Source organism: Streptomyces kronopolitis (assembly GCF_050953795.1).
Taxonomy (GTDB): domain Bacteria; phylum Actinomycetota; class Actinomycetes; order Streptomycetales; family Streptomycetaceae; genus Streptomyces; species Streptomyces kronopolitis_A.
The window spans coordinates 1,355,587-1,381,316 of record NZ_CP191850.1 but is presented as its reverse complement, the minus strand read 5'-3'; the positions used below and the strand labels follow the sequence as shown (position 1 = coordinate 1,381,316).

The following is a 25,730-nucleotide window of genomic DNA, read 5'->3' as shown; positions in this document are numbered from 1 at the left end:
CGGCCGGTGCCCGCGCACCGGCCGGAACACCGCCGCGGTCGCCGGCGCCGTCCCGCCTCGCGCGCCGGCTCGCGCCCCGACCGGTCAGAACTCCGGCCGCCGCGGTGTCTCCGGCCCGCGGCCGGAGAGCACTTCCCCGTACGCCTGCATCAGATCCGGCAGCCGGAGGGTGGCGAGGTCGTCGCGGCTCGGGGCGCCGCGCCACTGGGACAGCCGCAGATCGCGATAGGCGCAGCTCTTCTCGTACAGGGTGCGCAGAAAGCGGCCGTTGCCCAGCTCGTCGATCCAGCCCTGGTCGACGACATGGCCGCTGATGCTGCACAGCTCGTCGCGGGCCTCCTCGTCCCAGTGGTCGCCGTTCTCGGCGGCCAGCACCTCGCCGATGGCGGTCAGCTCCGGCGGCCGGTAGCTGGGGAAGTCCACCCGGCTGGTGAAGCGGGAGGACAGTCCGGGGTTGGCGGCCAGCAGCCGGTCCATCCCCTCCGGATAGCCCGCCAGGATGACCACGAGCCGGTCGCGGTTGTCCTCGGCGCGCTTGAGCAGCACCTGGAGCGCCTCGTCGCCGTAGGCGTCGCCCTTGCTGTAGCCGGAGTTGGACAGGCTGTACGCCTCGTCGACGAACAGCACCCCGCCCAGCGCCGAGTCGATCAGCTCGTTGGCCTTGACAGCGGTCTGCCCGAGGAACTCGCCGACGAGATCCGAGCGTTGGGCCTCCACGAGATGGTCGCCGCCCAGCAGCCCCAGGGCGTAGAAGACCCGCCCGAGTATCCGGGCCACGGTCGTCTTGCCGGTGCCGGACGGGCCGGAGAAGACGAAGTGCCGTTTCGGCGGCTGCACCGGCAGCCCCTGGCTCGCCCGCAGCCGCGCCATCCGCAGCTGCGCCGACAGCGCCCGCACCTGCCGCTTGACCGGCTCCATGCCGACCATCCGCTCCAGCTCCGCCAGCGCCTTCTCCAGCAGCACCGGGTCGGCGGGCCCGGCGGGCAGCCGCTCGGCGCCGCGCGGCACCGGCGCCGCCGACTTGGCCCGGGCCGCGGCCCCGCCCCCGGCCGGCGCGCCGCCCACGCCGGGGTCCGGCGCGTCCGCCTCACCGCCGACCAGCAGCTCACGGCCGTCGGCCGGGTCGAGCGGTGCCATCGGGTCCGGATCGCCGCCGGCCTCCTGGCCCAGCCCGGACGCGGGGACCGTCGCGAGGTCGGAGCCCTCGTCCAGTCCGTCCCCCGCGGCGATGGCGGCGAGCCGCGCCGCGGTGTCCATGAACGCCGGGTCGACGCGGTGCACCGCACGGTAGAGGGGGAGTGCCGCGGCGCTGCGCCCGGTGCCCTCGTGGGCGCGGGCCAGCCAGTAGCGCAGCTCCTTGCGCTGCGGCTGCTCGCTGCGGCAGCGCATCAGCGCGGCGGACAGCAGCGGCTCGGCCTGTCCGTACATCTCCAGCCGCACCCGGGCCATCCCGCCGAACAGCCCCGCCTCGATGCCCAGCACCGGGTCGCCGAGCAGCGGCTCGGTGTGCCGTACGAGCTGGTCCCAGTCCTTGACGAGATAGGCGCGGCAGGCGTGCAGAAAGCGCACCTGGGGGTCGGTGTCCACCGGCGGGCAGCCGGCCAGCGCCTGATCCAGCTCCGCGACATGCCGGCCGTCGAGCCAGTGGGAGGCGTGCGCGAGCAGCAGATCGCGGCCGGTCTCCAGCACCGGTTGCACCCACCAGCCCAGCCAGTACCAGGAGTTGAGGGTGCGCCGGTGACGGGTGCGCATCTCGCCGAAGCGGTCGCGGTGCCGGTGCATCCGCAGCAGGGCGATGGAGGTGTCGGCGCGCAGGGCGTGCAGCCCCAGCCAGGCGTCGGCCATCGTCGGGTCGATCCGTACCGCGGCCCGGAATTCCTCCTCCGCCTGCGGATACGCGCCCACCGTGTAGGCGTCGACCGCCCGCAGCCATGCCAGCTCGGCCGGGGCGGGCGAACCCTGAGTGCCGACGTCCATCCCGTCCCCCCACAAAACAAAACCCCGTGCCGCCGGGCGAGTGCGGGCCGCGATCTGTCGAACCGGCGTACGGGGGACGGGAGTTGACCGTCTTCACGCACAGCTCGGTCCCTGGCCTGCGGCGGCCCGGACTCGCATGGTACCCGCGGGATCGGTGCAGGCCGTAGAGGGCGGCACGGGGCGAGAACTGACCGTTGGGTACGTCGCGGCGGCGCGAAGAATGCGGTGACCCAGGGTGAGGGAAGAGTGGCGCCCGACGGGCGGCAAAGGGGGATTTGCGCAGAACGAAGCCCCCGATCACGGGGGAACAACCGGGGGCTTCGCATCTGCGGGCGGTCCGTAGAACCGCACATTGAGAACGTAAGTCCTGTACGCCCGTTAGGTCAAGCCGAGTTGAGGCACTCGGCGGGACCCTGTCGGCGTCGCCGGGCGCGTCGCCCGCCGTTCGTTACGCAGCGTTAAATGCGGGGCCGTTCATGAGGCCGCGGACGGTCCCACAAGCACCTCGTACCCCATCTCCCCCTGATGCACCAGGAAATCCGCATACGGACGGGAGGGGTCCGCTGCGAAGTGCGCGCGCTCCGATGGAATCCAGCCACTCCAGAACGCGGACAGGCCCGGTCCGTCCCGGAGTTGACCCCTTTCCCAGGAGTGTTCGCTCGCCAGTTCCATCCACAGCAGGCACGCCAGATGCGGCCGCAGCTCCCGGCGGCCCGCACCCACCCCCTCGACCAGCACCAGCGGCGCCGGTGCCAGCTCCCGCTGCCCGGTGAACTCGCCGCGCACCCAGTCGTAGACCCCGTACCGTGCCGTCTCGCCCCGTGCGAGCGGGTCCAGGACCTGCGCACCGAAGCGCGCGCCCCAGGCGAACAGCTCCTCATGGGTGGCGAGGTCGTCGGTGTGCACCACGGGTGTCCCGCCCAGCGCCCCGGCCAGATCCGCGGCGAACGTCGTCTTGCCCGACCCCGCGTGCCCGTCCACCGCGATCAGCCGCACCGGCCCGCAGGACGGCGGCAGGGCGTGCAGCCGGGTGGCGAGCGAAGCCAGATCATGATCCATCACGCCAGCGTACGCGGCGGGCCCGCGCCGCCGCCCGCCAGTGGTCCACACCAATATTGCCGCCGCGACGCGCCCCGCACCGCCTTCCGAAGCGGGCTCGCAAGGGCAATAGTTGAGCCACTGCTGATCCGCCCCTGCCTGCCCCGTTCTCTCCTGCCCGCACGCCACGCATCCGACTGGGGGAACCACCATGACCAGCTCCGCGCCCCGGCGCACCGTCCTGGCCGCCGCGCTCGCCGCCGCGGCGGGTGCCGCCGCCCCCTCGGCGCAGGCCGCCGGCGCCTCCCGCGCGTCCGCCGCGGGCACGGCCGCCGCACCCACCGCTCCGGACACCGCCGCGCCCCGAACGAAGAGCCTCGTGGACTATCACGCCTGGACCACCGCAGCCGACTGGGCCAGGGGCCATGCCCGGGGCACCGGCCTCGCGTCCGGCGACCGCCCCGGGATCCGCCTCGTGCACCCGGCCGGCACGGTCGACTACCAGGACCCGCACACCGGCAGGTCCGCCGCCTGGGAGTACGCCACCTGGACCTCCCCGGTGCGCACCCTCCCCACCCCGGCCACCGAGGCCGTCGCCTCCTGGAACGCGCACACCCCGCCCGGCACCTGGATCGCCGTCGAACTGCGCGGCCGCTACACCGACGGCGGCCACACCCCCTGGTACGTCATGGGCCGCTGGACCTCCGGCGACGGCGACACCGACATCCGGCGCACCTCGCTCGACGGCCAGAAGGACGGCCGCAGCAGCGTCTCCACCGACACCTTCGCCATCGACACCCCCGCGAGTGGCCTCCGGCTGGCCTCGTACGAACTCCGCGTCACCCTCTACCGCAGGCCCGGCACCCGGCTCACCCCCACCGTCTGGCGGCTGGGCGCGATGGGCTCGGACCTCCCCGACCGCTTCGAGGTGCCGCGGTCCACGCCCGGCCGGGTCGGCCGCGAACTGGTGGTCCCGCGCTACTCGCAGGAGATCCACAAGGGCCAGTACCCGCAGTACGACAACGGCGGCGAGGCCTGGTGCAGCCCCACCTCCTCCCAGATGATCATCGAATTCTGGGGCCGCCGCCCGAACCGGCAACAGCTGTCCTGGGTCAACCCCGACTACGCCGACCCCCAGGTCTGCCATGCCGCCCGCTACACCTTCGACTACCAGTACGAAGGCTGCGGCAACTGGCCCTTCAACGCCGCCTACGCCGCCACCTACCGCGACCTCCAGTCCGTCGTCACCCGCCTCACCTCCCTCACGGACGCCGAACGCCTCATCCATGCCGGCATCCCCGTCATCACCTCCCAGTCCTTCCTGAAGACCGAACTCGACGGAGCGGGCTACGGCACCGCCGGCCACCTGATGACCGTCATCGGCTTCACCAAGACCGGCGACGTCATCGCCAACGACCCGGCTTCCCCCGACGACGCGGCCGTCCGGCACGTCTACCAGCGCGCACAGTTCGAAACCATCTGGCTGAGGACGAAGCGCCACGACGCAAACGGCCAGGTCAGAAGCGGTTCGGGAGGGGTGTGTTACCTGTACTTCCCGGCCAACCCAGCACCAACCCAGCACCGGGTACTGGCAGAGCTGGGGATCCGCTGAGCAGGTGCACCCCGAAGGTGTCCTCGATGACCTGACGACAGCGCTCGCTGCCGTTGTGCCGCAGGTCGTGCGGCGTGTAGCGGGAGAGTCCGGCGACGGCTTGCCGTCCGTCAAGCCGTCGCCGGAGCGGCCACCGAGGAGGAGTTCTTCATCCGGCCGCGCGAGGCCGGGCTGCGCGTGACGGTGCGCACTGCCCCGTCCGGCGATGCCCTCGGCTACGACGTCGCGCTCCCCGGCGACCGTAACCGCCACCGTGAGCCGGTCTGGTCCCCCGGCTCCACACTCGCCCCGGACCTGTCCCTGCCGAAGCTCCGCCTTCGCCTCGCCGACGGCACTGGCGACCGGGCGACGCTCGGTCGCTGTGCCGAGGAGCGCCACCGACATATCGGTGGCGCTCCTCGCGTTGCATGAGGGTCAGCCGCGGGGGGCGTTCCGCAGCGATGGCGCTGCCGACGACCGCCTGGAGTGCGGTGGTGTCCGGCGAGGGGTCAGAGGGTGATGACGGGGCCGTGGGCGGTGGCGGGTTGGAGGGTGGCGTTGCCGGCGAAGGTCGCGTCGTAGCCGCCGTTGAGGAGGATCAGGGCGAGGGCGAGGATTTCCTGGTGTCGGGCGGTGCCGGTGGCGTCGGTGGTGGCGGTGCCCAGGATGTGGCCTCCGGTGCTGAAGGTGATGGTCTGGCCCGGGACGGGTTGTCCGGTGACGGTGTCGACCAGGGTGGCGGACAGGAACGGGAAGTGCAGTTCCAGCGGGAAGAGTTGGACGAGGGCGGGGGTGGCGGTGAGTTTGGTGGTGTGCGGGGTGGGCGGGGTGTAGGTGAAGCCGCCGGGGACGGTGGCGCTGCCGCCGCAGGTGGTGACGGTGACGGTGACCGGTCCGGCGGTTCCGGGTGGGGTGATGGCGGTGATCTGGGTGCCGGCGGGGTTGACCGTGGTACCGATGGCCGGGGTGCAGGCGAAGGTGACGGTGGCGCCGGTGAGGTTGGTGCCGGTGATCGTCACCACGGTGCCGCCGGTGGACGGGCCCTGGTTGGGGCTGATGCCGGTGAGGACGGGGGCGGCGGCGTAGGTGAAGGCGCCGGGGAGGCTGGTGCTGCCGGCGGGGGTGGTGACGGTGACGGTTGCCGGTCCGGCGGTTCCGGGCGGGGTGGTGGCGGTGATCTGGGTGCCGGCGGGGTTGACCGTGACGCCGGTGGCGAGGGTGCCGCCCACGGTGACCGTGGCGCCGGTGAGGCCGGTGCCGACCAGGGTGATGACCGTGCCGCCGGAGACCGGGCCGCAGGTGGGGGTGAGGAAGAGAAGGGCGGGCGGCGGCGTGGCGCCCTGGTAGGTGAAGCCGCCGGGGAGGCTGGTGCTGCCGGCGGGGGTGGTGACGGTGACGGTGGCCGGTCCGGTGGCTCCGGGCGGGGTGATGGCGGTGATCTGGGTGCCGGCGGCGTTGACGGAGACGACTGTGGCGGGGGTGCCGCCGATGGTGACGGTGGCGCCGGTGAGGTTGGTGCCGGTGATCGTCACGACCGTGCCGCCGGCGGCCGGGCCCTGGTTGGGGCTGATGCTTGCCAGGGTGGGCGCCGGTGCCGGGCCGATCACCGTGACACTGTTCGAGTTGAAGTTGGTGACGTAGGCCGCGTTGTTGGGCGCGACCGCCACCGCGACCGGGGACAGGCCGGTCGGGACGGTGGCGAAGACGGTGTTGGTGGCGCTGTCGATCACCGTCACCGTGCCGGAGTTCTGGTTGGTGACGTAGACGAGCCCATTCGCCCCGGCGGCCACCGCCGAGGGGAAGGCACCGACGGGGAGGATGGCGATGACGGTGTTGGTGGCGCTGTCGATCACCGTCACACTGTTCGAGGTGGCGTCGGCGACGTAGACGTTGCCGTTCGGCGCGACCGCCACCCTGAAGGGGGCGGCGCCGGTGGCCACGGCGGCGATGACGGTGTTGGTGGCGCTGTCGATCACCGTCACACTGCTGTCGTTGACGTTGGTGACGTAGACGTTGCCGTTCGGCGCGACGGCGGCGGAGACCGGGCCGTCGCCGACGGGGAGGGTGGCGATGACGGTGTTGGTGGCGCTGTCGATCACCGTCACCTCGTCCGAGCCAGAGTCGGTGACGTAGACGTTGCCGCTGGGCGTGACCACCACCGCCTGCGGGCTGCTGCCGACCGGGATGGTGGTGATGACGGTGTTGGTGGCGCTGCTGATCACCGTCACGTCGGCCGAACTGCCGTTGGCAACGTAGACGTTGCCGTTGGGTGCGGCGGCCACCGAATTCGGGAAGGTGCCTGCGGGCACGGTGGCGATGACAGTGTCGGTGGCGCTGCTGATCACCGTCACATTGTTGGAGAAGAGGTTGGCGACGTAGACGTTGCCGTTGGGCGCGACCGCCGAGGCATTCGGGTAGGTGCCGGTGGGGAGCGTGGTGAGGACGGTGTTGGTCGCACTGTCGATCACGCTCACGGTGTTGGCGCCGGCGTTGCCGACATAAACCTTGCCGTTGGAGGCCACCGACACCGGGAACGGGCCGATGCCGACGGGAACGGTCGTGGTCGGCAGGGTGGCCAGCAGAGTGGTGGTGACCGCCGTGTGCGCGGAAGCTCCCCGGCCGGCGGCGGCGAGCGCCGCGGCGAGGGCCGGGCCGAGGCCGGCGGGGGTGGCCGGCTGCGACGGGAGCGCGGCAGGAACGTTGACGTTCACGGAAGAGCCCTTCTGTGGATGACAGGGCTGCCCTGGACGTGACGCCGGATGCCGCATGGCGTCCGGTACGGAGGAATCCGCCCCCTTGCGGGCAGGCGAATACCCAGCACGCAACAGGTCCGTCGAAGAAGACCGGACGGACGGCATGGGCTACCCACCCCAAGAGGGATGGGCGGCCCGCTAGGTTCATCACCAGTAATCCACCGGAGTGACAGCGCGAGCAACGGCCTTGACGAACATTCACCCCAACAGCCGCATGGTGCGCAGGCCGCTCTCCTCCGGGGTGCAGCCGGGTCCGGGGATCCCGGGCAACGGAAAGCGGAGTCGGGGCGACGATCCCCCCGTTGGTCAACTGGGCTTGGGCAATTCGGTGTCAACCCTCTAAGGAATGACCGCGAGGCACGCGCCTCGGAGTGCAGATCGCTTGCGAGGCATCGAGTCCAGAGTCGATGCGCCTTCCGCGTCCGCGTCAGGCCGGATCGGCCGCGGGGCCTGACCCAGGTGCCGTCCCTGACTACGTACTGTGTCGCTCGCCCAAGGTCTTCCACTTCTGAAATGACGTAGTCAGACCCCGCCAGGGGGGCGCCTGCTCGCTCGCGGAAGAGCTTGCCTTGATCGCGTTGCGGTGGCTATCCGACGCCCCCACTCGCCTTCCTTGGGCAGATGAGGTCTTACGCAATGATCATTGTGCATACGGCTCGAATGCCGCAGTATGAGTCGACTGAAATAGTTTCGTTGAAGTTAGGCGCGTATAGGTGACTCTTCATGATGAACAACGCCAAACTCTCACCGGCCCTGGTGGGCTGCCGGTTCTGACCTATGTGCAAGGAACTCGCGAGGGTCATCCCTGGGCCGGTCGTACCGAGGTACTGAGCCCCGATCCCGTGCCCTCCATTCTCGCCGGCATGTCCGGATGGGCCATATCGGGAACCGTGGAACTCGGCGAGCAACTAATCTTGCACGGTGCACGCATTATGCGGCGCGCTCACAGAATGCACTGCGATCTGGTCTCTGATGCTCCGCGGCCTGAGTGGTCAACCATCAACCTGCCGGACGGGCTTCACGCCACTCCCTGCGACCGTCAAGCCCATGATCTGGCTCCGGCATGGCGTGCGGCCTTCTCCGCCGAACATCCGGATCACTACCGCGGAAGTGATGAGCAAGCCGTCGAGGCGCGACTGACTCCGCTGCTGACCGGCGAAGAGTTGGGGCCGGTCTTGCCCTGCAGCACACTGGCGGTCGATGAAGCAGACCGCGTGATCGCCGGGGTCATCGTGACGAACGATGAGGGCCTCCCGTGGATCGCAAGTGTCTTCCGCCAGCCAGATCCCCGCTACGCCGGCCTCGGCTCAGTGCTTCTGCGCCGGACGCTGGCAGACGCCGCCTCCCGTGGTTGCACGGAAATTGCACTGGCTGTGAGCGACACCAATCCCGCCCGTCGCATTTACGAGAAGCTCGGATTCAAGCTCACCAGCACTTCCCTCACCGTTGTCGTCCCCTAATGTTTCCCTGGATGGAAATGGTCGAAGCAGCGGTACTCAGGATGCGGTTCATGGGCGAGAAGCGGGCGTCGTTTCTCACTCTCCGGAAGAAGGCAAGGCGTGGAAAGAGGGGCTCTATCCTGCCGCTGTTCGTCCGAGGGGGAGCATGCCGAATCGCGAAGTACATTCCGTCGATCCGTCGAGCTGGGCTGGGGGGTGACGCCCCAGGCGGCGACCTCCGGGGCGAGCAGGCAGCTCGCGTACTGCCGCGCGGTCTCGTAGATCCCGTCACGGGTCTCGGCCGCGCCGGACACGGTTCCCCGGAGCTGAGCGGCGACCGCTTCGTGGCCGACCTCGGCGCGCGCGTCCACCGTCGCGGTGAAGGCATCGTTGGCCGCCTTGCTTGCTGGTGAGCAGGACCGGTCCGGGCGCCGCGAGGATCGCGGGGATGGCCAGTGCGGAGGTCTTCCCGCTTCGCGGGGCCATGATGGCGACGATCACATCCTCCCAGGACACGCGGACCGTGGCCCGCCCCCGGGGGAGGGCGTCGAGCAGGGCGCCTCGGTCGGCGAAAGCGACCTCTTTTACACTCCCGGCCGCTCAGGGACGGCTGCAGGCTCCGGGCCTTGGCGGTGATCCGCTGGTCCAGGAGGGGGCGAGGTCCGCCTTCCCGGCCAGGCCGTTCTGCGCGCTGCCACGCAGCCGCACCCACAGCACGAGGCCGAGTGCGGCGAGGCAGAGAGACAGCAGGCCGGGGACGCTCCGCGCGCCGACCGGCCGGGCCGTCGGACCCAGGTGGGGCCATAGTCCATTAGTTCATTCGTCCACGGTGTCCTCGGCCTCCCAGCGAAGCAGGTCGCCCGGCTGGCACTTGAGTGCCTCGCAGAGCGCGGCGAGCGTCGCGAAGCGCACCGCCTTGGCGCGGCCGTTCTTGAGTACCGCCAGGTTGGCGGGCGTGATCCCTACGCGGTCTGCGAGTTCGCCGACGGACATCTTCCGCCTGGCCAGCATCACGTCGATGGCGACGGCGATCGGCATCAGATCACCTCGTCCAACTCGGCCTGCATCTGGGTCGCTTCGACGTCGCGGGCGACGGCCTGGGCCAGCAGCATCCGCAGCACGAGCACGAGGAGCGCGACTCCCAGGATGGCCACGCCGATCCCGCCCATGATGAGGGTGACGCCCGGGTCGTCCCTCTGGCCGGGCGCGTTCAGGGCTGTGACCGCGAACCAGACGAGAGCGGCCGCAACGATCGCGCCGATGATGACGTCCACGTACCGGAAGGCGGCGTGGGAGAACACGGTTCCGCGTCGCACCATCGTTACCAGTCGCCATACGCAGACCAGGGCAACCTGGGCCGTCCCGATGCCCAGGATCGTGATCACGCGCAGCGGGGTCAGCGGGAGCGTTCCGTCCTCCGGGTCACTCCCGCTGATCAACGCCCACACCATCATCGCCTGAACGAACACGGCGCCGGTGAGCACCACCACGAGCACCGCGCGCAGCGCGCGTACGGTCAGCTTTCCCATGACCCATCCTTCCATCGAACCACGATGGGAATCTATCGAATATCGATAGGTGAAGCAAGGGCTGGGTCGGAGGGCGGGCTGCGGCTTCGTGCTAAAGGGAGCTGGTTCTGCTGGTGCGGGAGAGTGCGATGCGCGGGTCGACCGGCCGGGCCGGCGCGACCGGGGTGGGCGGGATCGGGTACCGGAGCGGTGCCCGGGAGGGCGGCACGGGCTGGGCCGGCGGCCAGCCCCGGCAGCGCTGAGGGGGGACGCGCGGGTGTTGAGGTCCTGGTCGTGACCGTGGTTCGCCGTCGTTGCGTGGGCAGTGCGGTGGCGCGTTGCTGCTTCCAGAGCGAGGGCGGACTGGGCCGCGACCTGGAGGCCGGATCGGTGCATCGACAGTGTGGCGTCGGCGGCCTTTGCCAGCGCTTCGCTGCGGTCGATCGTGATGGGCGGGGTGTAGATGTCCAGGGAGTAGAGGGCCGGGGTCGGGCCATGCCGCCAGCCGTGGTCTTCCAGGAGCCGACCGCCGAGTGCGCGGGGGCGGTCATCGGTGGCCGCGACGATGCCGAGCTGAAGATGCTCGGCGAGGGCGACGTCGGGCACCCTCTCCCGGCCACCGCCGGCGACTTCCTCGCCAAGCCGGTGGCCAAGGGCGGCCTCGATCTCGGCACGGCGGGCTCGTCGGCCGTACTCCTGGCGCTCCTCCTCGGCCTCATGGGCTACGCCCACGTACGGGAACGCCGCACCGCCGCCCCCAAGGACACGCCCGTGACCGGCGTTTCCTGAACGACCGTACGAGGGCGCGGCGGCGCGCTTCCCTCCGAGGCTCGTTCTGCCGTGCCGTCGAGGTCGGCCGTGCGGAGGGTGCGAGCCCTACTCGTGTGGTTCCCTCCGCAGCGGCGGTGCGAACACCTCCCGGGTGAATTCATCGCCCCGGCTCGGACACGCAGGAAATCTCCCCGTCCGCCCGCAATACAGTGAGCGAAATTCCGCACACCCAACGTGATGCGTCAGTGGCAAGGCTCTACTAGCAACCTGCCACGTGGTGTGCGAGATTTGGGACGAGAGGGCATCCGTTTGACGGGATGTGTGTGATGGCACGCAGTGGCCACAGCCGATCGCCGGTCTTTGCAGACGGATTCGGCACGCCGCAGCGCGGGGAGCCGGGTTGGATTCGGGAAACTCCGGTAATGGCAACCCTGCACCGATTGGTGGATGAACTGCGCGCCAGCACTGCGATCGTATATGTGCCGTCGCCCGACGGTAAAGCGCTGATCGCGGCACTGGTCGTGGGGCACCCGGTGTCCGTATTCACGGTGGCGGAGCACATCGCCGTGCAAAGCGCGAACTATACGGCGGCGAAGGCGTATCGAGACGGCCGGCAGGCTTTCGAAAGCTCACCGGCCAAGCGGTCGCCTCAAGTGACCATGCCGTTCCCGTACACGGTGATATCGACACCGCTCGGTGGTGGCGAAGGGGAGAATGCTCTCGGGGTCATGACGGGAATTTGGGAGCCTCCCCTGGGGGGCGGTGCCGACCTGTCCGCTGCTCTACTGCGCTGCAAGGAGCTGAGCGATACTCTGAGCGGTTTTCTCCACGCGTCCCGCGCCGGCGATCTCGCGGAACTCTCACTCAATCCGCTCTTCCTTATGTCTGCGCCTGACGAATCGCTTTCGGTCGACATCACATTCGTCTACCACATTCACAAGCTTGCCTCGGCGCTGGTGGAAGCAAAGCACATCAAAGACGTCGTCGAAGTGGCTACGGCGCGCATCATGAAGCCGCTTGAGGCGCAGGCGATGGCTGTCTGCGTGGAGGAGCAGGGTCGGTTGCGCCTTGTGGGCTGCTCGGGATATTCGGGGGAGCTGATTGATGCGCTCAGCCGGACGCCGGCGGCGGACGGATCGGCTGAGACCCGGATCCTGCTCTACGATGCGCCGGTATTCCTGGAGTCCGCCGAGCACATCGCCGAGAATCCCCTCGGGAGGTTTTCCGACGGGCGGGGGGCGTGCATTCTGCTGCCGCTCACGGGGATTGCGCAGCAACAGGGAGTGCTCCTGCTGGCCTTCGTCCGTGCCCGTCACTTCCGTGCCGAGGAACGGGCGGCCCTGGTCACCATGGCCACCCTGTTCAGCCAAGCGCTGGAGCGTGCCCGCCTGTCCGACGGGGAGCACGCGATGGCCCGGGAACTGCAGCAGGTTCTGCTGCCCCATGCGCTGCCCCACCTCGAACAGCTGGAGTGCGCGGCGCGTTACCTCTCCGCGTCCGAGAGCGGTGATGTCGGCGGGGACTGGTACGACGTGCTCACTCTGCCCGACGGCAACGTGGGACTGGTGATCGGAGACGTGGAGGGCCATAGTTCTTCCGCGGCCGCCGTCATGGGCCAGATCTGCAGCGGCGTGCGGGCGTATTCCGCGGAGGGTCACCGCCCCGCGGACCTCCTGCGCCGGATGAACCAGCTCCTGACCGACCTGAAGCCCGGGCGGTTGGTCACGTGCTGCTGCGCCTGGGTCGACCTCGCGACCGGAACCACGGAGATATCGAGCGCCGGCCATCCCCTGCCGGTTCTGAGACAGCCGGACGGTGTGACCGCGGTCCCGGCGCTCGATGTCGGACTCCCTCTAGGGGTGGATCCGGACGCGAATTACAAGTCCGTCGAGGTCACCCTTGCTCCTGAGACGGTTCTCGCGCTCTACACGGACGGGCTGGTGCGCTCGCACACCCTCGACGTCGGCGCCGGAACACGGCAATTGCTGGACACCCTGGCCGAAGCGAGCGGTCATGGTCTGGAAGACCTGGCGGATCGCCTCCTGCGGATCACCACCGAAACCGCCATCCACGACGACGACACCGCCCTGCTTCTGGCGCGGTACGAGGGGAATACGGAGGGCGTTCCTTCTCGCGTCAGCCGTTTGTACATCCAGCGTCATGACGTACGAGGTGTACGGGAGGTGCGCCAGTTCATTCGCGATGTCCTGCGGGAATGGGGACTCGACGCGATTTCCTACGAGACCGGGCTGCTCGCGACGGAACTGGTCACCAACGGTCTTGTCCACGCCGACAGCGAAGTTGATGTGCGGCTCCGTAAATACCCCGACCGCATCAGGGTGGATGTCCGCGATTCCTCCACGCGGCCGCCGGTGCCCGCCCCCATCACGGTCGATGCGGAAATCGACACCTTCTCGGAGAGCGGCCGTGGCTTGGTGATCGTGGAAGAGCTGGCCACCGCATGGGGCACTGCCCCGTACGGACGCGGGAAATCGGTCTGGTTCGAGATGGCCGGCCCGGTGGAGGCGCGGTGAGGACCCTCGACCGTGGCTGCCGCGGAGATATCCATCCGTCGACCTGGGCGCGGTGGGGTGCGATGCGTGTCCGTCGTGCGGCGCGGTTGCCGCGTTCGGTGTCTGGCTTACCCTTTCACTCAGGTCGTCGGCTGCGCGTGGGTACCTGCGAAACCGCGGCCTCAGCTGAATCGTCCGAAGGGGAGTTAGCCGCTCGTGTCCTCGTCCGCCCCGGCCGGCGCCCCTGCGCGGCCCGTCCGCGTGCTGCTGGTGGAGGACGACGAGCTGATGCGGCGGTCCTTCACCGTCGCCCTGGAGCGTTACGGCTACGAGATGACGGCCGCGGCCGACGGGCTCACGGGCCTTGAGCTCTTCCGCGACGACAGCTTCGACCTGCTGGTGCTGGACGTGATGCTGCCCGGTCTGGACGGGATCGGCCTGTGCCGCCGGGTCCGGGAGAGCAGCCTGGTGCCCGTGTTGATGATGTCCGCGCGCGGCGACGGGCTCGATGTCGTCGCCGGTCTGGAGGCCGGGGCGGACGACTACGTGGTCAAGCCCGTGGACACGTATGTGCTGGTCGCGCGCATCCGCTCGCTGCTGCGGCGGGCGACCTACGCGCCCGCCCCGGAGCCCGGGCGGCCCGCGGACGAGGGGCCGCCGGCCGAGGGGGAGATGCTGGTGTTCGGCGATCTGAGCATCGACACCGCCGGCATGGAGGTGTGCCTCTCCGGAAGCCCGGTGGCGCTGACCCCGACCGAACTGAAGCTGTTGCTGGAGTTCGCCGCCCGCCCCGGCGTCGTGCTCGAACGGCACACCCTGCTGCGCGACGTATGGGAGTACGGCTGGGACGGCGACAGCCGGGTGGTGGACCTGTGCGTGCAGCGGCTGCGGCGGAAGCTGGGGCGGGAGCGGATCGAGACGGTCCGCGGCTTCGGCTACAAGTTCAGGCGCTGAGGACGTGCGGGTGCTCCGACGGCTGCGGCCGGACCTGTCGTCCCTGCGCTGGAAGATCGCCGCGCTGGCCGCGGTCACGGCCTGCCTGGTCGTGGCGACGGTGGGGGTGCTGGTGCATCTGTGGACCGCGGACGACATCCGTTCCCGGGCCGAAGGCCAGGCGTTCAACACGGTGTACTCGGCCATGGACACCTACCGGCGCACCGGAACCCTCGCGGACGGAGCCGAGCTGAATCCGGCCGAGCTGCCCCTCGCGCTGCGGCACCCCGCCGACGACAAGCGGCACACGGCCTACGACGGGCGTGTCGAGGGGAACACGGGCCCCAGCGCCTGGGCCGCCCAGCGGGTCGGTGGCCCGGGCAGCCGGGTACTGGCGGTGCGCGTCAACATGAGTGCGGAGCTGTACACGCTGCGCCAACTCGACATGACCATGGCGGTGGCCTCGCTGCTCGCACTCGCCGTGGCCGTGCCGCTGGCGGTCTACGGGGCCGGGTTCGTCGCCCGCAGGCTGCGGCGGGTCTCCGAGACCGCGGGCCGGATCTCCGCCGGGGATCTGGACGCCCGCACCGGGCCCACCAAGGGCCGCGACGAGGTGGCCGAGATCGCCGCCACCGTCGATCGCATGGCCGACGGTCTCGGCCAACTGCTGCGTACTGAGCGGCAGTTCACCGCGGACGTGGCTCATGAGCTGCGCACCCCCGTGGGCGGCCTGCTGGCGGCCGCCGACCTGCTGCCGGCCGGTGAGACGGAGGATCTGCTGCGGGTCAGGGTGCGGGATCTGCGTGGCCTGGTGGAAGACCTGCTGGAGATCTCCCGACTGGACGCCGGGGCCGAGCGGCCGGTCCCGGCCCGGGTGCCGCTCGGTGATGTCGTCTCCGAGGCCGTGGCACGCACCGGCCTGCGCACCGAGGTCACCGTCGCCGGGACGGATGCCGCTCCGACCGTGGAGACCGACCCGCGCCGTCTGGAGCGGATCGTCGCCAACCTCGTCGTCAACGCCCACCGGCACGGAGGGCCCCCGGTGGAGGTCGGCGTCGAGGGCCGCACGGTCGTCGTGCGCGACCACGGCCCCGGCTTCCCGGCGGACTTGCTGCTCCACGGCCCCCGGCGGTTCCAGACGGGCGCGACGGAGCGCGGCACCGGCCACGGCCTGGGCCTGACCATCGCCCTGGGCCAGGCCCGGCTCCTCGGCGCCGAACTGCACCTGGAGAACGCCCCGGACGGCGGCGCCCTCGCCACGCTGCGCCTGCCGCTCCGCCCGGCGGGCTCCCGCGGAACTGCCCCGTCGGCATGAGGGTCGTCCGGCAACACATTCCCTGTTCAGCCGCCCCGGAGCGGCGTCGCCTCCCGCGCGCGGAGCGGCGTGGTCCGGGGGCGTGTGGACCGTCGGCGCACTCGCCGTCCTCACGTCCGTGCTGCTGATCATCGGTGCCTTCTCCGCGAACAGGGCGGCGGGTGAGTTGTGGCAGCCCGCCGCCCTGCTCGCCCTGATCGCGGGGGGCTTCGGTGGGACGCTCCTGATCGTCGGCATGCTGGCCCGATGCGTGACGTAGTCGGAGCGGTCGTAGGAGCCCGCCCATGAACTGATCGCCCTGCGGTCGGGGTGGACGGGGGAGAAGCACTCCGACCGTCCAGGACCCCGCCCCGCGCCGGCCCTACAGAACTGCTACAAAGCGGCGCCGTCGTCGATACGCAGTTGCTCAGGCCCCGATACGTTCCCCGGACACCCTTCGAAGTGCACCCTTCCGCACCCGAAGAGGAGTCCCATGTCCGCCGCCACCCCCTTCGCCCCGCACGCCGCGCCCGGGATCGCAGCCGCCACCGTCGACCTGTCGAAGTTCTACGGCAGCGGCGACACCCGTGTCGTCGCCCTGGACCAGGTCAGCGTCGACTTCCGGGAGGGCGAGTTCACCGCGATCATGGGCCCTTCCGGCTGCGGCAAATCCACGCTGATGCACTGTGCCGCCGGGCTCGACTCACCCAGCTCCGGCTCCGTGCGCATCGGCACCACCGAACTGAGCACCCTGGGCGACCGGCAGCTCACCGCGCTGCGCCGCGACCGGATCGGCTTCATCTTCCAGGCGTTCAACCTGCTGCCGACGCTGACCGCCCTGGAGAACATCACGCTGCCGCCGACCATCGCCGGACGCCGCCCGGACCAGCAGTGGCTGGACCGCGTGATCACCATGGTCGGACTCTCCCAGCGCCTCGGCCACCGGCCCGCGCAGCTGTCCGGCGGGCAGCAGCAGCGCGTGGCGATCGCCCGCGCCCTGGCCTCCCGACCCCAGATCATCTTCGGCGACGAGCCCACCGGAAACCTGGACTCCCGCGCCGGGGCCGACATCCTCGGCTTCCTGCGCGACTCGGTGCGTGAGCTGGGCCGGACCGTGGTGATGGTCACCCACGACCCGGTCGCCGCCTGCTACGCCGACCGCGTGGTCTTCCTCTCCGACGGCCGCCTGGTCGACGAGATGACACACGTGACCCCGGACCGGGTCCTGGGCCTGATGAAGAGCCTGGGCGCCCGGGCACACACCGGCTAGCCCCCTCGCCCAGGACCGAATTCGCCCGCTCGCATCCGCCGAGCCCACCCCCCCGAAGGCTTCCCATGCTCACCACAGCCCTGCGCAACTTCCTTGCGCACAAGGCCCGCCAGCTCATGAGCGTCCTCGCGGTCTGCCTGGGCGTCGCGTTCGTCAGCGGCACCCTCGTCTTCGCCGACTCCACCGCCGCCGCCTCGCGCGACGCCATGTCGAAGAACTACGCCGACATCGCGGTCAGCGTGACCGCGAAGGAACCCCCGCCGGGTGCCGCCACACACCAGCGGACCGGCGCGCTCGACGACGCGCTCGCACGGAAGCTGGCCGCCGTGCCCGGTGTCGCCGCCGTACGGCCGTCGGCCGAAGGCGCGGCCACCATGAACGCGGCCGACAACACCCCGCTACGGGTCAAGCCGGGGGCGAACCTGGCCGACGGCTACCTCCCCGGCACGGACGGCAAGGACAGGCGCTACCCGCTGGCCGAGGGCCGTGCCCCGCAGAACAGCGGCGAACTCGCCGTGGACGGCACCACCGCCACCGCCGGCGGCCTTCGCCTCGGCGACAAGGTCACCCTGGCCACCGACGGCCCCGTCATGACCAAGCGGCTCGTCGGCATCGTCACCACGAAGGACACCCGGGTGACCGCCGCCGGCACGCTCGCCCTGTTCGACAAGGCAACCGCCCAGCAGCTGTTCGCCTCCCCGGGCCACTACACCAGCATCGATCTGACCGCCGCACCCGGCACCGCCCCGTCCGCGCTGGCCCAGCGGGTCACCGACGCGCTCCCGGCCGATCGCGCCGAGGCCACCACCGGCGCCGCCCTCGCCGACCAGCAGACCGTTCTCGTCGACACCCTCACCCGGGGCTACACGAAGCTGCCGCTGGTCTTCGCCGGGATCTCGCTGTTCATCGGCTCCTTCCTCATCGTCAACACCTTCACCATGCTCGTCACCCGCCGCACCCGTGAGATCGCGCTGCTGCGGGCGATCGGCGCCACCCGCCGCCAGGTGTCCCGCTCAGTACTCCTGGAGGCCCTCCTGGCCGGCCTCGTCGCCTCGGCGGCCGGTTTCCTGCTCGGCCTCGGCATCGCCTCGGTGCTGCCCGGCATCCTGAGCACCGACGGGAGCGCGCTGCCCCAGGGCCCGCTGGTGATCGGCCCGCGCCCGGTCGCGGCGGCGCTCGGTGTGGGCGTGGGCGTCACCGTGCTCGCCGCGTGGCTGCCGTCCCGCAAGGCCGCGAAGGTCGCGCCCGTCGAGGCGATGCGTACGACGGAGCAACCGCCCTCGGCCCAGCGGTCCCGGATCCGTGGCGTGGCGGGCCTTGCGCTCCTCGCCCTCGGCGCCGGTGTGTTGGTCTCGCTCTCGGGGGCCGAGGACGCCTCGGAGACGAACCTGCAGCACGCGATGTTCGGCTGCGCTCTCCTGACCGCCGCCCTGATCGTCCTCGCGCCGATCCTCGCCTCCCCGGTGATCCGGCTGACCGGACGGCTGACCGGCCGCTTCGGGATCACCGGCCGTCTCGCCCAGCGCAACGCGCTCCGCGACCCGAGGCGCACCGCCGCCACCGCCGCCTCCCTGCTGATCAGCACCGGCCTCATCGCCGGTCTCGCCGCCATCGGAAACTCCACCGGGCAGGCCCTCGACCGCCAGGCCGCGGACGGGCTCGGCGCCGACTACGTGATCAGCACCGGCACCCCCACCACCGCCATCGATGCGGGCGCCGTACACCGGGTGGCCGAGACCTCCGGCGTGCTGACCGCGACCGCCGTCTCGGACGCCACCGCGACCATCGGCGGCAGCGTCCGGAACGTCTCCGGCGTCGACCCCGGCACCGTCAACGACACCATGAAGCTCGACTTCGTCAGCGGCTCCGCCAAGGATCTCGGTCCGGGCCGGATCGCCGTCTCCCGCACCCTCGCCCGGGAGAACAACGCGACCGTGGGCAGCGAACTCAATGTCGGCGCCTTCGGCACGGGCCCCGAGCAGCGGTTCACGAAGTACACCGTCGTGGGCGTCTATCAGGACAACCCCGTCGCCAAGGACGCGCTGGGCGCCCGCGGCGACGTGGCCAGGAACGCCCTCAAGCCAGGCTCCGTCCAGCGCATCCTGGTCCGCACCGACGGCGGCGCGGTCTCGGCGCACCTCGAGAAGCAGCTGCACACCGCCGTCAGCAACAGCCCGCTGATCACGGTGCAGGACCGCGATCAGCTCGTCGCCCAGGCCGCGGGCACCCTGGGCGACCTGCTGAACGTGATGTACGGGATGCTCGCCGTCGGCGTCGTGATCAGCGCGCTCGGCATCGTCAACACCCTGGCCATGTCGGTCGCCGAACGTACCCGGGAGATCGGCGCCTTGCGCGCCCTCGGCATGGACCGCGCCGGCATCCGGCGGATGATCCGCCTGGAGGCGGTGACCGTTGCCGCGTTCGGCACGCTTCTCGGCCTGGCAGGCGGCCTGTTCGGCGCCTGGGCGGTCGGCTCGCTGGCCAACGGCGCCATGCCGCACTACGCCTTCGCGCCGCCCTGGGGGAAGCTGCTCCTCGTGTGCCTCCTCTCCCTCGCGACCGGCGCGCTCGCCGCTACCGTCCCGGCCCGCCGGGCCGCCGCCCTCAACCCGCTGGAGGCCGTCGCGCAGGCGTGAGGCACGGCTGCGCTGCGCATGGATGCCCACGGGCCGGCGACGTCGTCGTCCCGCCCGCGCGAGGGGAGGCATGACACCGCGCGGCGCCTGCGGCCGGCCCGGCTCCCGGACGCATGTGCGCCGACCGGCATCGGAACCACCTCCACACGCAACGCCGCCCAGACCGCTGCTGCCTGATGCCGACTCAGCAGCCCCGGCTCCCACGATGCAACAAGAAGTGCGGCGTTGACGTAGGCGACGGGGCTGCCGGTCGGGGAAGAAGGTCCTCGGGGTGCCATGGGCATACGACGGCGCCGGGCGGCCCCGGGGAGAAGCCGCGTGCCATACCAGGTCACGCGTCACAGAGAGCAGGTACCGGCAAACGCTGCGCACACCACCGGGCGCATGGATCGGCTCCGGGAGACGCACCGGCGGGAGAACTGTCGTGCTCACCAAGCCGGATTGTGCCCGGCTCATTAAGCTGGTAAGGGCGCATTCCCCTCATGGGGGCCGCTCCGCAGCCCAGTCAGTGGGAGAGAGCCATGGTGAAACAGAATTCCGGGCGCGCGCTCGTAGCGGGAAAGGTCGGCGAGCCCGCCGAGGTCCTGCAGCTGGAATCCAGGCCCGTCCCCACGCCCGAAGCCGGTCAGGCGTTGATCCGTGTGAAGGCGACGCCGATTCACGCAAGTGACCTGCATGTGCTGCGGGGCCGCTACGGATTCTCCCCCGAGTTTCCCACTGTTGGGGGGCACATGGAATGCATGGGCCGTATCGAGGCCCTGGGCCCGGACACTGAGGGGCTGAAGACCGGCGAGCGCGTGGTGGTCGCGGCGATTCCGGCGATACCCGGGCCTCAAGCAGCCGGCACATGGCAGGAATACCTTGTTGCCGATGGACAGAGGATTTTGCCGGTCCCCGACCATCTGAGCGACTCCAGCGCCTGTCAACTCGCCGTCAATCCGTTGACCGCGCTGCTCCTGGTGACGCGCACACTCGAAGTACAGCCGGGTGAATGGCTGTTGCAGACGGCCGCGGGCTCCACCGTCGGCCGGCTCGCCATTCAGCTGGCCAGGCATCTGGGAATTCGCACGATCAATGTCGTGCGGCGGCGTGCTGCCGTTGAGGAGATCACGGCGTTCGGCGGTGACGAGGTCATTTGCACCGAAGACGAGGACCTGTTGCGGCGGGTGGCCGAGATCGCCGGACCGGCCGGCGTGCACAAGGCCATGGACTGTGTCGCGGGTGACGTGGGTTCCCAGGTATCCCAGGCATTGGCTCCGGGCGGAGAAGTCGTGGTCTACGGCGCGCTTTCCACCCATCGGCAGACCGACCCGGCGGCGCTGACCATTCCGCTGCAGGCACGCTCGCTCATCTACGAGACCAAAACGGTCCGTGGTTTCTGGCTGAACCGCTGGTTCGGCACCGCCTCACCCGAGGAGATACTCCGCGCGCTGTCCGAGGTTCGCGGACTTGTCACCGATGAAGTGCTGAGCATTCCGCAAGGCCAGCCGTTCCCGCTCGAACGCTTCACGGAAGCCGTCGCGCTCGCCGAAAAGCCCGCGCACGGCACCAAACCGCTGTTCGTCTTCGAGGATTCCTGACCGGCACCTCGTCCGCGGCTGTCGTCACAGGCTCAGCAGCAGGTCCCGGACGGCCGCGGGCCGGGAGAGGAACGGGTGGTGGCCGGCGTCGAGTTCCACGACGCTGTCGGCTCGGCGGGCGCACTCGCGTTGCAGCCGCGGCGGGGTGCCCCGGTCCTGAGCGCAGACGAGGTACGTCGACGGCAACTGCCACCATGCCGCCGCCCCGACCGGCTGCGCGGTCACCCGCATGCTCTGCCGGGCGAGGTGGTCCGCCGCCTGCGCCTGGACCTCGGGGTCGCAGTCCTGCAGGAACGTGTCCACGAGCAGCTCGGGGCGGACCCCGAACGTGCCGGCGTCGGGGTCGACGTCGAGGAACGGAGCGGGACCGCCGTCCCCGAAGTCGGACAGGCTCTGCCCGATCTCGGGCAGGTAGCTGGAGATCAGCACCAGGTGGCGTACCGAGGCGACTCCCGAAGCGGCCTCCGCCGTGACGACACCGCCGTAGCTGTGGGCGACCACCACGGTCGGTTCGTCGCCGGCCCGCAGCACCTGCCGCACCGCGGCGACGTCCTCGGGCAGTCCCGGACCGCTGACGCCGCCGGAGGAGCCCGTCTCGCCGCAGCTCGGCAGCGCCGGGGCCACGCTCGGCACTCCCCGCTCCCGCAGCAGCTCGGCGGTGCGGTGCCACCACCACGACCCGTCCCGCACGCACGCCCCGTGCACGAACACGACTCTCATCGCACCTCCACGTCGGACCCGACCGCCCCGGGCCGGCATTCCGCCCCGGCCGACGGGCCGCGACGAGAAGAGAGGTGGCGCTTGGTCGCGCGCGACAACTCCCTTTCCCTCATTGTGCCCATGCGGGCGTCGCCCGTTGCGAGGTCCATGAAAAGGGGTCGGCAGCATGACATACGCGTCTCCCGTCTCCGGGAATTCCTCGGAGCTGATCGGGACGACGAGGACGACGAGAAGGCCGTCGCTTTCCCTGCACACGTTTCCTTGCACACGTTTCCCTGCGCACGTGGGCCACCCTGCAAGCCCTCAGCCTTCGTCGCGGCCCGGTGCCGGTCTTCCGGAGTCGCCGCACCGCCGGAAAACGACAAAGGCAAGGAGAGCGCTCTCCTTGCCACTCTTAATTTATAGCCTGTTGGGGGGCTTGCGGCAAGGCCCCCGTCGTGGCGCAGAATCGTCGGCCGATGCCACAACCTGCGGAAATGAGGGCACGACGTGCGTGTGTTGTTGTCGGTGTACGGGGGACGCGGTGACGTGGGGCCGGTGGGAGGACCGGCGGTGCGGTGGCAGATGCCGGCGATGAGGTCGGCCGTCGCGTCGCGGCGGAGCGCGGTGTCCTCGCAGGAGGTGCCGCGATGAGCGAGCAGTACGTGCGAGATCTTCTGGAGATCGCCGAGACGGATGGCGCGGTCGTCGGCGGCAAGGGGGCGCACCTGGGCGGGCTGTCGCGGATCGAAGGGGTCCGTGTGCCGGGTGGCTTCTGTGTGACGACGGACGCGTTCCGGCGGATCATGGCGGAGGCGCCGTCGAGCGGCGAGCTGCTCGATCAGCTGTCGCGCGTGGATCCGGACGACCGGGAGGCGATCCGCACGCTCGGCGCGCGGATCCGCCGGATCATCGAAGACCTCGCCATTCCGGACGATCTGGCGGCGGCGATCACCGGCGCACTCGCCCGGTTCGGCGAGTGGGAGGCCTACGCCGTCCGGTCCAGCGCGACGGCCGAGGACCTGCCGACCGCGTCCTTCGCCGGCCAGCAGGACACCTACCTGAACGTCGTGGGGCCGGCGGCGGTCCTCCGGCACGTCAGCCGGTGCTGGGCCTCGCTGTTCACCGAGCGGGCCGTGGCCTATCGCCGGCGCAACGGCATCGACCACCGTGCGGTCCACATGGCCGTGGTCGTGCAGCGGATGGTCTTCCCGCAGGCGGCCGGGGTGCTGTTCACGGCCGACCCGGTCACCGGCAACCGGAAGGTCGCCACCGTGGACGCCGGGTTCGGCCTCGGCGAGGCCCTGGTCTCCGGCCTGGTGAACCCGGATGTCTTCACGGTGCGGGACGGCGAGGTCGTCGCCAGGACGATCGCCGCCAAGGAGTGTGCCGTGCAGGCCCTGCCGGGAGGCGGGACGCGGGAAGTGGCGATCGATGCGGAGCGGCAGGGGCAGCCGGCGCTGACGGACGCGCAGGTGGTGCGGCTCGTGCAGCTCGGGCGGCGGATCGAGGCGCACTTCGGCCGGGCGCAGGACATCGAATGGTGCCTGACCGATGACGGCTTCCAGATCGTGCAGAGCCGGCCGATCACGACGCTGTTCCCCGTTCCGGAGAGCGGTGACCAGGAGAATCACGTCTATGTCTCCGTCGGTCACGGGCAGATGATGACCGACCCCATGAAGCCCCTGGGTCTCTCCGTGTGGCGGCTGACGGCCATGGTGCCGATGCTGGAGGCCGGCGGGAGGCTGTTCGTCGATGTCACCCCGCGCCTGGCCGCGCCCGCGAGCCGCGCCGGTCTCCTGGACGTCTTGGGGAGGGGCGATCCGCTGACCAGGGACGCGCTGGAGACCGTCCTCGACCGTGGCGATTTCGTCCCTTCGCTCCCGGACGCGGGTCCCGGTGGGCCGCCGGCGGGCGGGGTGTCCGCCCCGATGGAGACCGATCCGGCCCTCGTCACCGACCTGATCGAGCGCAGTCGGGCGTCCATCGCCGCCCTGGAGCGCGACATCCGTACGCAGTCCGGGCCGGCGCTGTTCGACTTCCTGCTGGAGGCCTTCGCGGAGCACAAGCGGGTCCTCGGTGATCCGCCGAATCTTCAGGCGATCATGGCGGGGATGGAGGCCACGTGGTGGCTCAACGACAAGCTGGGGGAGTGGCTCGGCGAGAAGAACGCGGCCGACACGCTCACGCTGTCCGCCCCCGGCAACGTCACGTCGGAGATGGGACTGGCGCTGCTCGATGTCGCGGACGTGATCCGTCCGCATCCGCAGGTGGTGGAGTTCCTGCGGGGAGTGGAGCACGTCGAGGACGTTGAGGACGGCGAGGACGCAGCCTTCCTGGGTGAGTTGGCGAAGTGCACGGGTGGTGCCGAAGCGCGCGACGCCATCGAGGCCTACCTCGACCGGTACGGCATGCGCTGCGTCGGCGAGATCGACCTCACCAGGCCACGGTGGCGCGAGCGTCCCACCACGCTGGTGCCCGTGATCCTCGACCACGTCAGGAACTTCGAGCCGGGTGCCGCCGAGCGGCGCTTCGCGCACGGGCGGGAGAAAGCGCAGAAGAAGGAACGGGACGTGCTGGCACGCTTGCGGGCCCTGCCCGACGGGGACCGCAAGGCCGACGAGGCCCGGCGGATGATCGACCGGGTCAGAACCTTCATCGGGTACCGGGAGTACCCGAAGTACGGCATCGTCAGCCGCTACTTCCTCTACAAGCAGGCCCTGCTGAGGGAGGCCGAGCGCCTCGTGCAGGCCCGTGTGCTGCCGGAGAAGGAGGACGTCTTCTACCTCACGTTCCAGGAATTCCGCGAGGCCGTGCGCGCGCAGGCGGTGGACGGCCGGCTCATCCAGCAGCGCAAGGACGCGTTCCGGTCGTACCACGCGCTCACCCCGCCCCGGGTGCTCACCTCGGACGGCGAGGCCGTCACCGGTGCGTACCGGCGCGACGACGTGCCGGCCGGCGCCCTGACCGGACTGCCGGTCTCCGCCGGGACCATCGAGGGGCGCGCCCGCGTCATCCTGGACATGGCCAAGGCCGATCTCGAAGCGGGCGACATCCTGGTCACGACCTTCACGGACCCCAGCTGGTCGCCGCTGTTCGTCGGCATCGCGGGCCTGGTGACGGAGGTCGGCGGCCTGATGACCCACGGCGCGGTGATCGCCCGCGAGTACGGCTTGCCCGCCGTCGTGGGCGTGGAGCAGGCCACCCGGCTGATCCGCGACGGGCAGCGGATCCGCGTCCACGGAACCGAGGGGTACGTCGAAATCCTGCCCTGACCGGGTGGGGCGGTTTCCCTGTCCTCGCTCACCTGCCGGACAGCGTCCCGGGCGGGCCCGGCCGGAATGCCCCCTCACCGGACCGACGGGACTGACTCCCGAATCCGGTGAGGGGCTGGGGACACCGCCCGTTATTCCCGCTCATCGGGCTCGGGCTGGTTCTCCTCCGGAGGTGGTGCCGCCGATGGAGGAAACAGGCGGTCTTCGAAAATATCCAGCCCGATCATCACGAGCAGAAGTATCCACGGCACAAGCAGACCCATCACGATCACGGGGCCTCCCGACGAAGGTGTGATCACGAATGCGATGCAAAGGCGTAGGTCATTTCAGCGTCAGCTGAATGGGGGAACCCCGCAAGTTCGCCGCGAAATGGGTCGGCCGTTCGGGTGAGTGTGGTTTCTTCTGCGAAGGCGGAAACGGTGTTTCCGCACGGCCCGAAAACGCACGGCGACA

At 70.5% G+C, this 25,730-nt stretch carries 18 protein-coding genes and 2 pseudogenes; 12 read left to right on the top strand and 8 right to left on the bottom strand.

Annotation, left to right across the window (positions count from 1 at the left end; genetic code table 11):
* Positions 1 to 84: 84 nt before the first annotated feature.
* Together ACQP17_RS05875 and ACQP17_RS05870 are read right to left on the bottom strand one after the other, a co-directional pair.
* Entirely contained in the window at positions 85 to 1,977 is a 1,893-nt protein-coding gene (locus tag ACQP17_RS05875) for an AAA family ATPase (protein WP_433855293.1), read from the bottom strand.
* Between the two features lie 474 nt (positions 1,978 to 2,451).
* The gene (locus ACQP17_RS05870; protein WP_433855292.1) at positions 2,452 to 3,036 is read right to left on the bottom strand and encodes a uridine kinase family protein; all 585 of its coding nucleotides are present in this window, start codon (positions 3,034 to 3,036) and stop codon (positions 2,452 to 2,454) included.
* 190 nt (positions 3,037 to 3,226) lie between these two features.
* Here ACQP17_RS05870 and ACQP17_RS05865 point away from each other — a divergent pair, with 190 nt between their 5' ends.
* Both ACQP17_RS05865 and ACQP17_RS05860 read left to right on the top strand, forming a co-directional pair.
* A complete protein-coding gene (locus ACQP17_RS05865) occupies positions 3,227 to 4,627 on the top strand; it encodes a peptidase C39 family protein (protein ID WP_433855291.1) in 1,401 nt (466 codons plus the stop codon).
* Between the two features lie 93 nt (positions 4,628 to 4,720).
* Positions 4,721 to 4,972: pseudogene (locus ACQP17_RS05860) on the top strand (mobilization protein); the annotation flags it as partial.
* A gap of 143 nt (positions 4,973 to 5,115) precedes the next feature.
* Here ACQP17_RS05860 and ACQP17_RS05855 read toward each other — a convergent pair.
* The gene (locus tag ACQP17_RS05855; RefSeq protein ID WP_433855290.1) at positions 5,116 to 7,317 is read right to left on the bottom strand and encodes an IPT/TIG domain-containing protein; all 2,202 of its coding nucleotides are present in this window, start codon (positions 7,315 to 7,317) and stop codon (positions 5,116 to 5,118) included.
* Between the two features lie 755 nt (positions 7,318 to 8,072).
* On the opposite strand from ACQP17_RS05855, the gene ACQP17_RS05850 reads away from it, so the two are divergent.
* The gene (locus tag ACQP17_RS05850) at positions 8,073 to 8,819 is read left to right on the top strand and encodes a GNAT family N-acetyltransferase (protein ID WP_433855289.1); all 747 of its coding nucleotides are present in this window, start codon (positions 8,073 to 8,075) and stop codon (positions 8,817 to 8,819) included.
* 191 nt (positions 8,820 to 9,010) lie between these two features.
* Here the strand turns inward: ACQP17_RS05850 and ACQP17_RS05845 are convergent.
* The 3 genes and pseudogenes from ACQP17_RS05845 to ACQP17_RS05835 form a co-directional block, all read right to left on the bottom strand.
* Positions 9,011 to 9,605 (bottom strand): annotated as a pseudogene (locus ACQP17_RS05845) (hypothetical protein); the annotation flags it as partial.
* A gap of 9 nt (positions 9,606 to 9,614) precedes the next feature.
* On the bottom strand, positions 9,615 to 9,836 hold the full coding sequence (locus ACQP17_RS05840) for a helix-turn-helix domain-containing protein (protein WP_433855288.1): 222 nt from the start codon (positions 9,834 to 9,836) through the stop codon (positions 9,615 to 9,617).
* Entirely contained in the window at positions 9,836 to 10,327 is a 492-nt protein-coding gene (locus tag ACQP17_RS05835; protein WP_433855287.1) for a DUF2975 domain-containing protein, read from the bottom strand. Before ACQP17_RS05835 ends, ACQP17_RS05840 begins: the two co-directional genes overlap by 1 nt.
* 474 nt (positions 10,328 to 10,801) lie before the next feature.
* Here ACQP17_RS05835 and ACQP17_RS05830 point away from each other — a divergent pair, with 474 nt between their 5' ends.
* The 8 genes from ACQP17_RS05830 (at position 10,802) to ACQP17_RS05795 (ending at position 21,303) form a co-directional block, all read left to right on the top strand.
* Positions 10,802 to 11,095, top strand: coding sequence for a hypothetical protein (locus ACQP17_RS05830; RefSeq protein WP_433855286.1), 294 nt, complete (start codon positions 10,802 to 10,804; stop codon positions 11,093 to 11,095).
* A gap of 404 nt (positions 11,096 to 11,499) precedes the next feature.
* Entirely contained in the window at positions 11,500 to 13,611 is a 2,112-nt protein-coding gene (locus ACQP17_RS05825; protein WP_433855285.1) for an ATP-binding SpoIIE family protein phosphatase, read from the top strand.
* 195 nt (positions 13,612 to 13,806) lie between these two features.
* The gene (gene cseB, locus ACQP17_RS05820) at positions 13,807 to 14,544 is read left to right on the top strand and encodes a two-component system response regulator CseB (RefSeq protein WP_433855284.1); all 738 of its coding nucleotides are present in this window, start codon (positions 13,807 to 13,809) and stop codon (positions 14,542 to 14,544) included.
* A 10-nt stretch (positions 14,545 to 14,554) separates the two neighbouring features.
* Positions 14,555 to 15,838: a HAMP domain-containing sensor histidine kinase gene (locus ACQP17_RS05815; RefSeq protein ID WP_433855283.1), complete on the top strand. Its 1,284-nt coding sequence runs from the start codon at positions 14,555 to 14,557 to the stop codon at positions 15,836 to 15,838.
* Between the two features lie 82 nt (positions 15,839 to 15,920).
* Complete coding sequence (locus ACQP17_RS05810; RefSeq protein ID WP_433855282.1) at positions 15,921 to 16,097, top strand: hypothetical protein; 177 nt, start codon at positions 15,921 to 15,923, stop codon at positions 16,095 to 16,097.
* A gap of 213 nt (positions 16,098 to 16,310) precedes the next feature.
* Positions 16,311 to 17,087 (top strand): ABC transporter ATP-binding protein, encoded by a 777-nt coding sequence (locus ACQP17_RS05805; RefSeq protein ID WP_433855281.1) that lies wholly within the window; start codon positions 16,311 to 16,313, stop codon positions 17,085 to 17,087.
* Positions 17,088 to 17,152: 65 nt separating this feature from the next.
* Positions 17,153 to 19,723 (top strand): ABC transporter permease, encoded by a 2,571-nt coding sequence (locus ACQP17_RS05800; RefSeq protein ID WP_433855280.1) that lies wholly within the window; start codon positions 17,153 to 17,155, stop codon positions 19,721 to 19,723.
* A 521-nt stretch (positions 19,724 to 20,244) separates the two neighbouring features.
* Positions 20,245 to 21,303, top strand: a complete 1,059-nt coding sequence (locus ACQP17_RS05795; RefSeq protein ID WP_433855279.1) for a zinc-dependent alcohol dehydrogenase family protein — start codon at positions 20,245 to 20,247, stop codon at positions 21,301 to 21,303.
* A gap of 24 nt (positions 21,304 to 21,327) precedes the next feature.
* Here ACQP17_RS05795 and ACQP17_RS05790 read toward each other — a convergent pair whose 3' ends face one another.
* Positions 21,328 to 22,023 (bottom strand): alpha/beta hydrolase, encoded by a 696-nt coding sequence (locus ACQP17_RS05790; protein ID WP_433855278.1) that lies wholly within the window; start codon positions 22,021 to 22,023, stop codon positions 21,328 to 21,330.
* Between the two features lie 629 nt (positions 22,024 to 22,652).
* Between ACQP17_RS05790 and rph the strand changes: the two genes are divergently transcribed.
* Positions 22,653 to 25,277: a rifamycin-inactivating phosphotransferase gene (gene rph, locus ACQP17_RS05785; RefSeq protein ID WP_433855277.1), complete on the top strand. Its 2,625-nt coding sequence runs from the start codon at positions 22,653 to 22,655 to the stop codon at positions 25,275 to 25,277.
* Between the two features lie 131 nt (positions 25,278 to 25,408).
* Here the strand turns inward: rph and ACQP17_RS05780 are convergent, their stop codons facing one another.
* Positions 25,409 to 25,549 carry a hypothetical protein gene (locus ACQP17_RS05780; protein WP_433855276.1) on the bottom strand — a complete coding sequence of 47 codons (141 nt, stop codon included), beginning with the start codon at positions 25,547 to 25,549 and terminating at the stop codon, positions 25,409 to 25,411.
* Positions 25,550 to 25,730: the final 181 nt, after the last annotated feature.

What these genes read in the sequence shown, in the direction of transcription:
- ACQP17_RS05875 (WP_433855293.1), bottom strand. Translation starts at nt 1,977, where the DNA reads ATGGACGTCGGCACTCAGGGTTCGCCCGCCCCGGCCGAGCTGGCATGG.
- ACQP17_RS05870 (WP_433855292.1), bottom strand. Translation starts at nt 3,036, where the DNA reads ATGGATCATGATCTGGCTTCGCTCGCCACCCGGCTGCACGCCCTGCCG.
- ACQP17_RS05865 (WP_433855291.1), top strand. Translation starts at nt 3,227, where the DNA reads ATGACCAGCTCCGCGCCCCGGCGCACCGTCCTGGCCGCCGCGCTCGCC.
- ACQP17_RS05840 (WP_433855288.1), bottom strand. Translation starts at nt 9,836, where the DNA reads ATGCCGATCGCCGTCGCCATCGACGTGATGCTGGCCAGGCGGAAGATG.
- ACQP17_RS05835 (WP_433855287.1), bottom strand. Translation starts at nt 10,327, where the DNA reads ATGGGAAAGCTGACCGTACGCGCGCTGCGCGCGGTGCTCGTGGTGGTG.
- ACQP17_RS05830 (WP_433855286.1), top strand. Translation starts at nt 10,802, where the DNA reads ATGCCGCCAGCCGTGGTCTTCCAGGAGCCGACCGCCGAGTGCGCGGGG.
- ACQP17_RS05825 (WP_433855285.1), top strand. Translation starts at nt 11,500, where the DNA reads ATGGCAACCCTGCACCGATTGGTGGATGAACTGCGCGCCAGCACTGCG.
- ACQP17_RS05805 (WP_433855281.1), top strand. Translation starts at nt 16,311, where the DNA reads ATGTCCGCCGCCACCCCCTTCGCCCCGCACGCCGCGCCCGGGATCGCA.
- ACQP17_RS05800 (WP_433855280.1), top strand. Translation starts at nt 17,153, where the DNA reads ATGCTCACCACAGCCCTGCGCAACTTCCTTGCGCACAAGGCCCGCCAG.
- ACQP17_RS05795 (WP_433855279.1), top strand. Translation starts at nt 20,245, where the DNA reads ATGGTGAAACAGAATTCCGGGCGCGCGCTCGTAGCGGGAAAGGTCGGC.
- ACQP17_RS05790 (WP_433855278.1), bottom strand. Translation starts at nt 22,023, where the DNA reads ATGAGAGTCGTGTTCGTGCACGGGGCGTGCGTGCGGGACGGGTCGTGG.
- rph (WP_433855277.1), top strand. Translation starts at nt 22,653, where the DNA reads ATGAGCGAGCAGTACGTGCGAGATCTTCTGGAGATCGCCGAGACGGAT.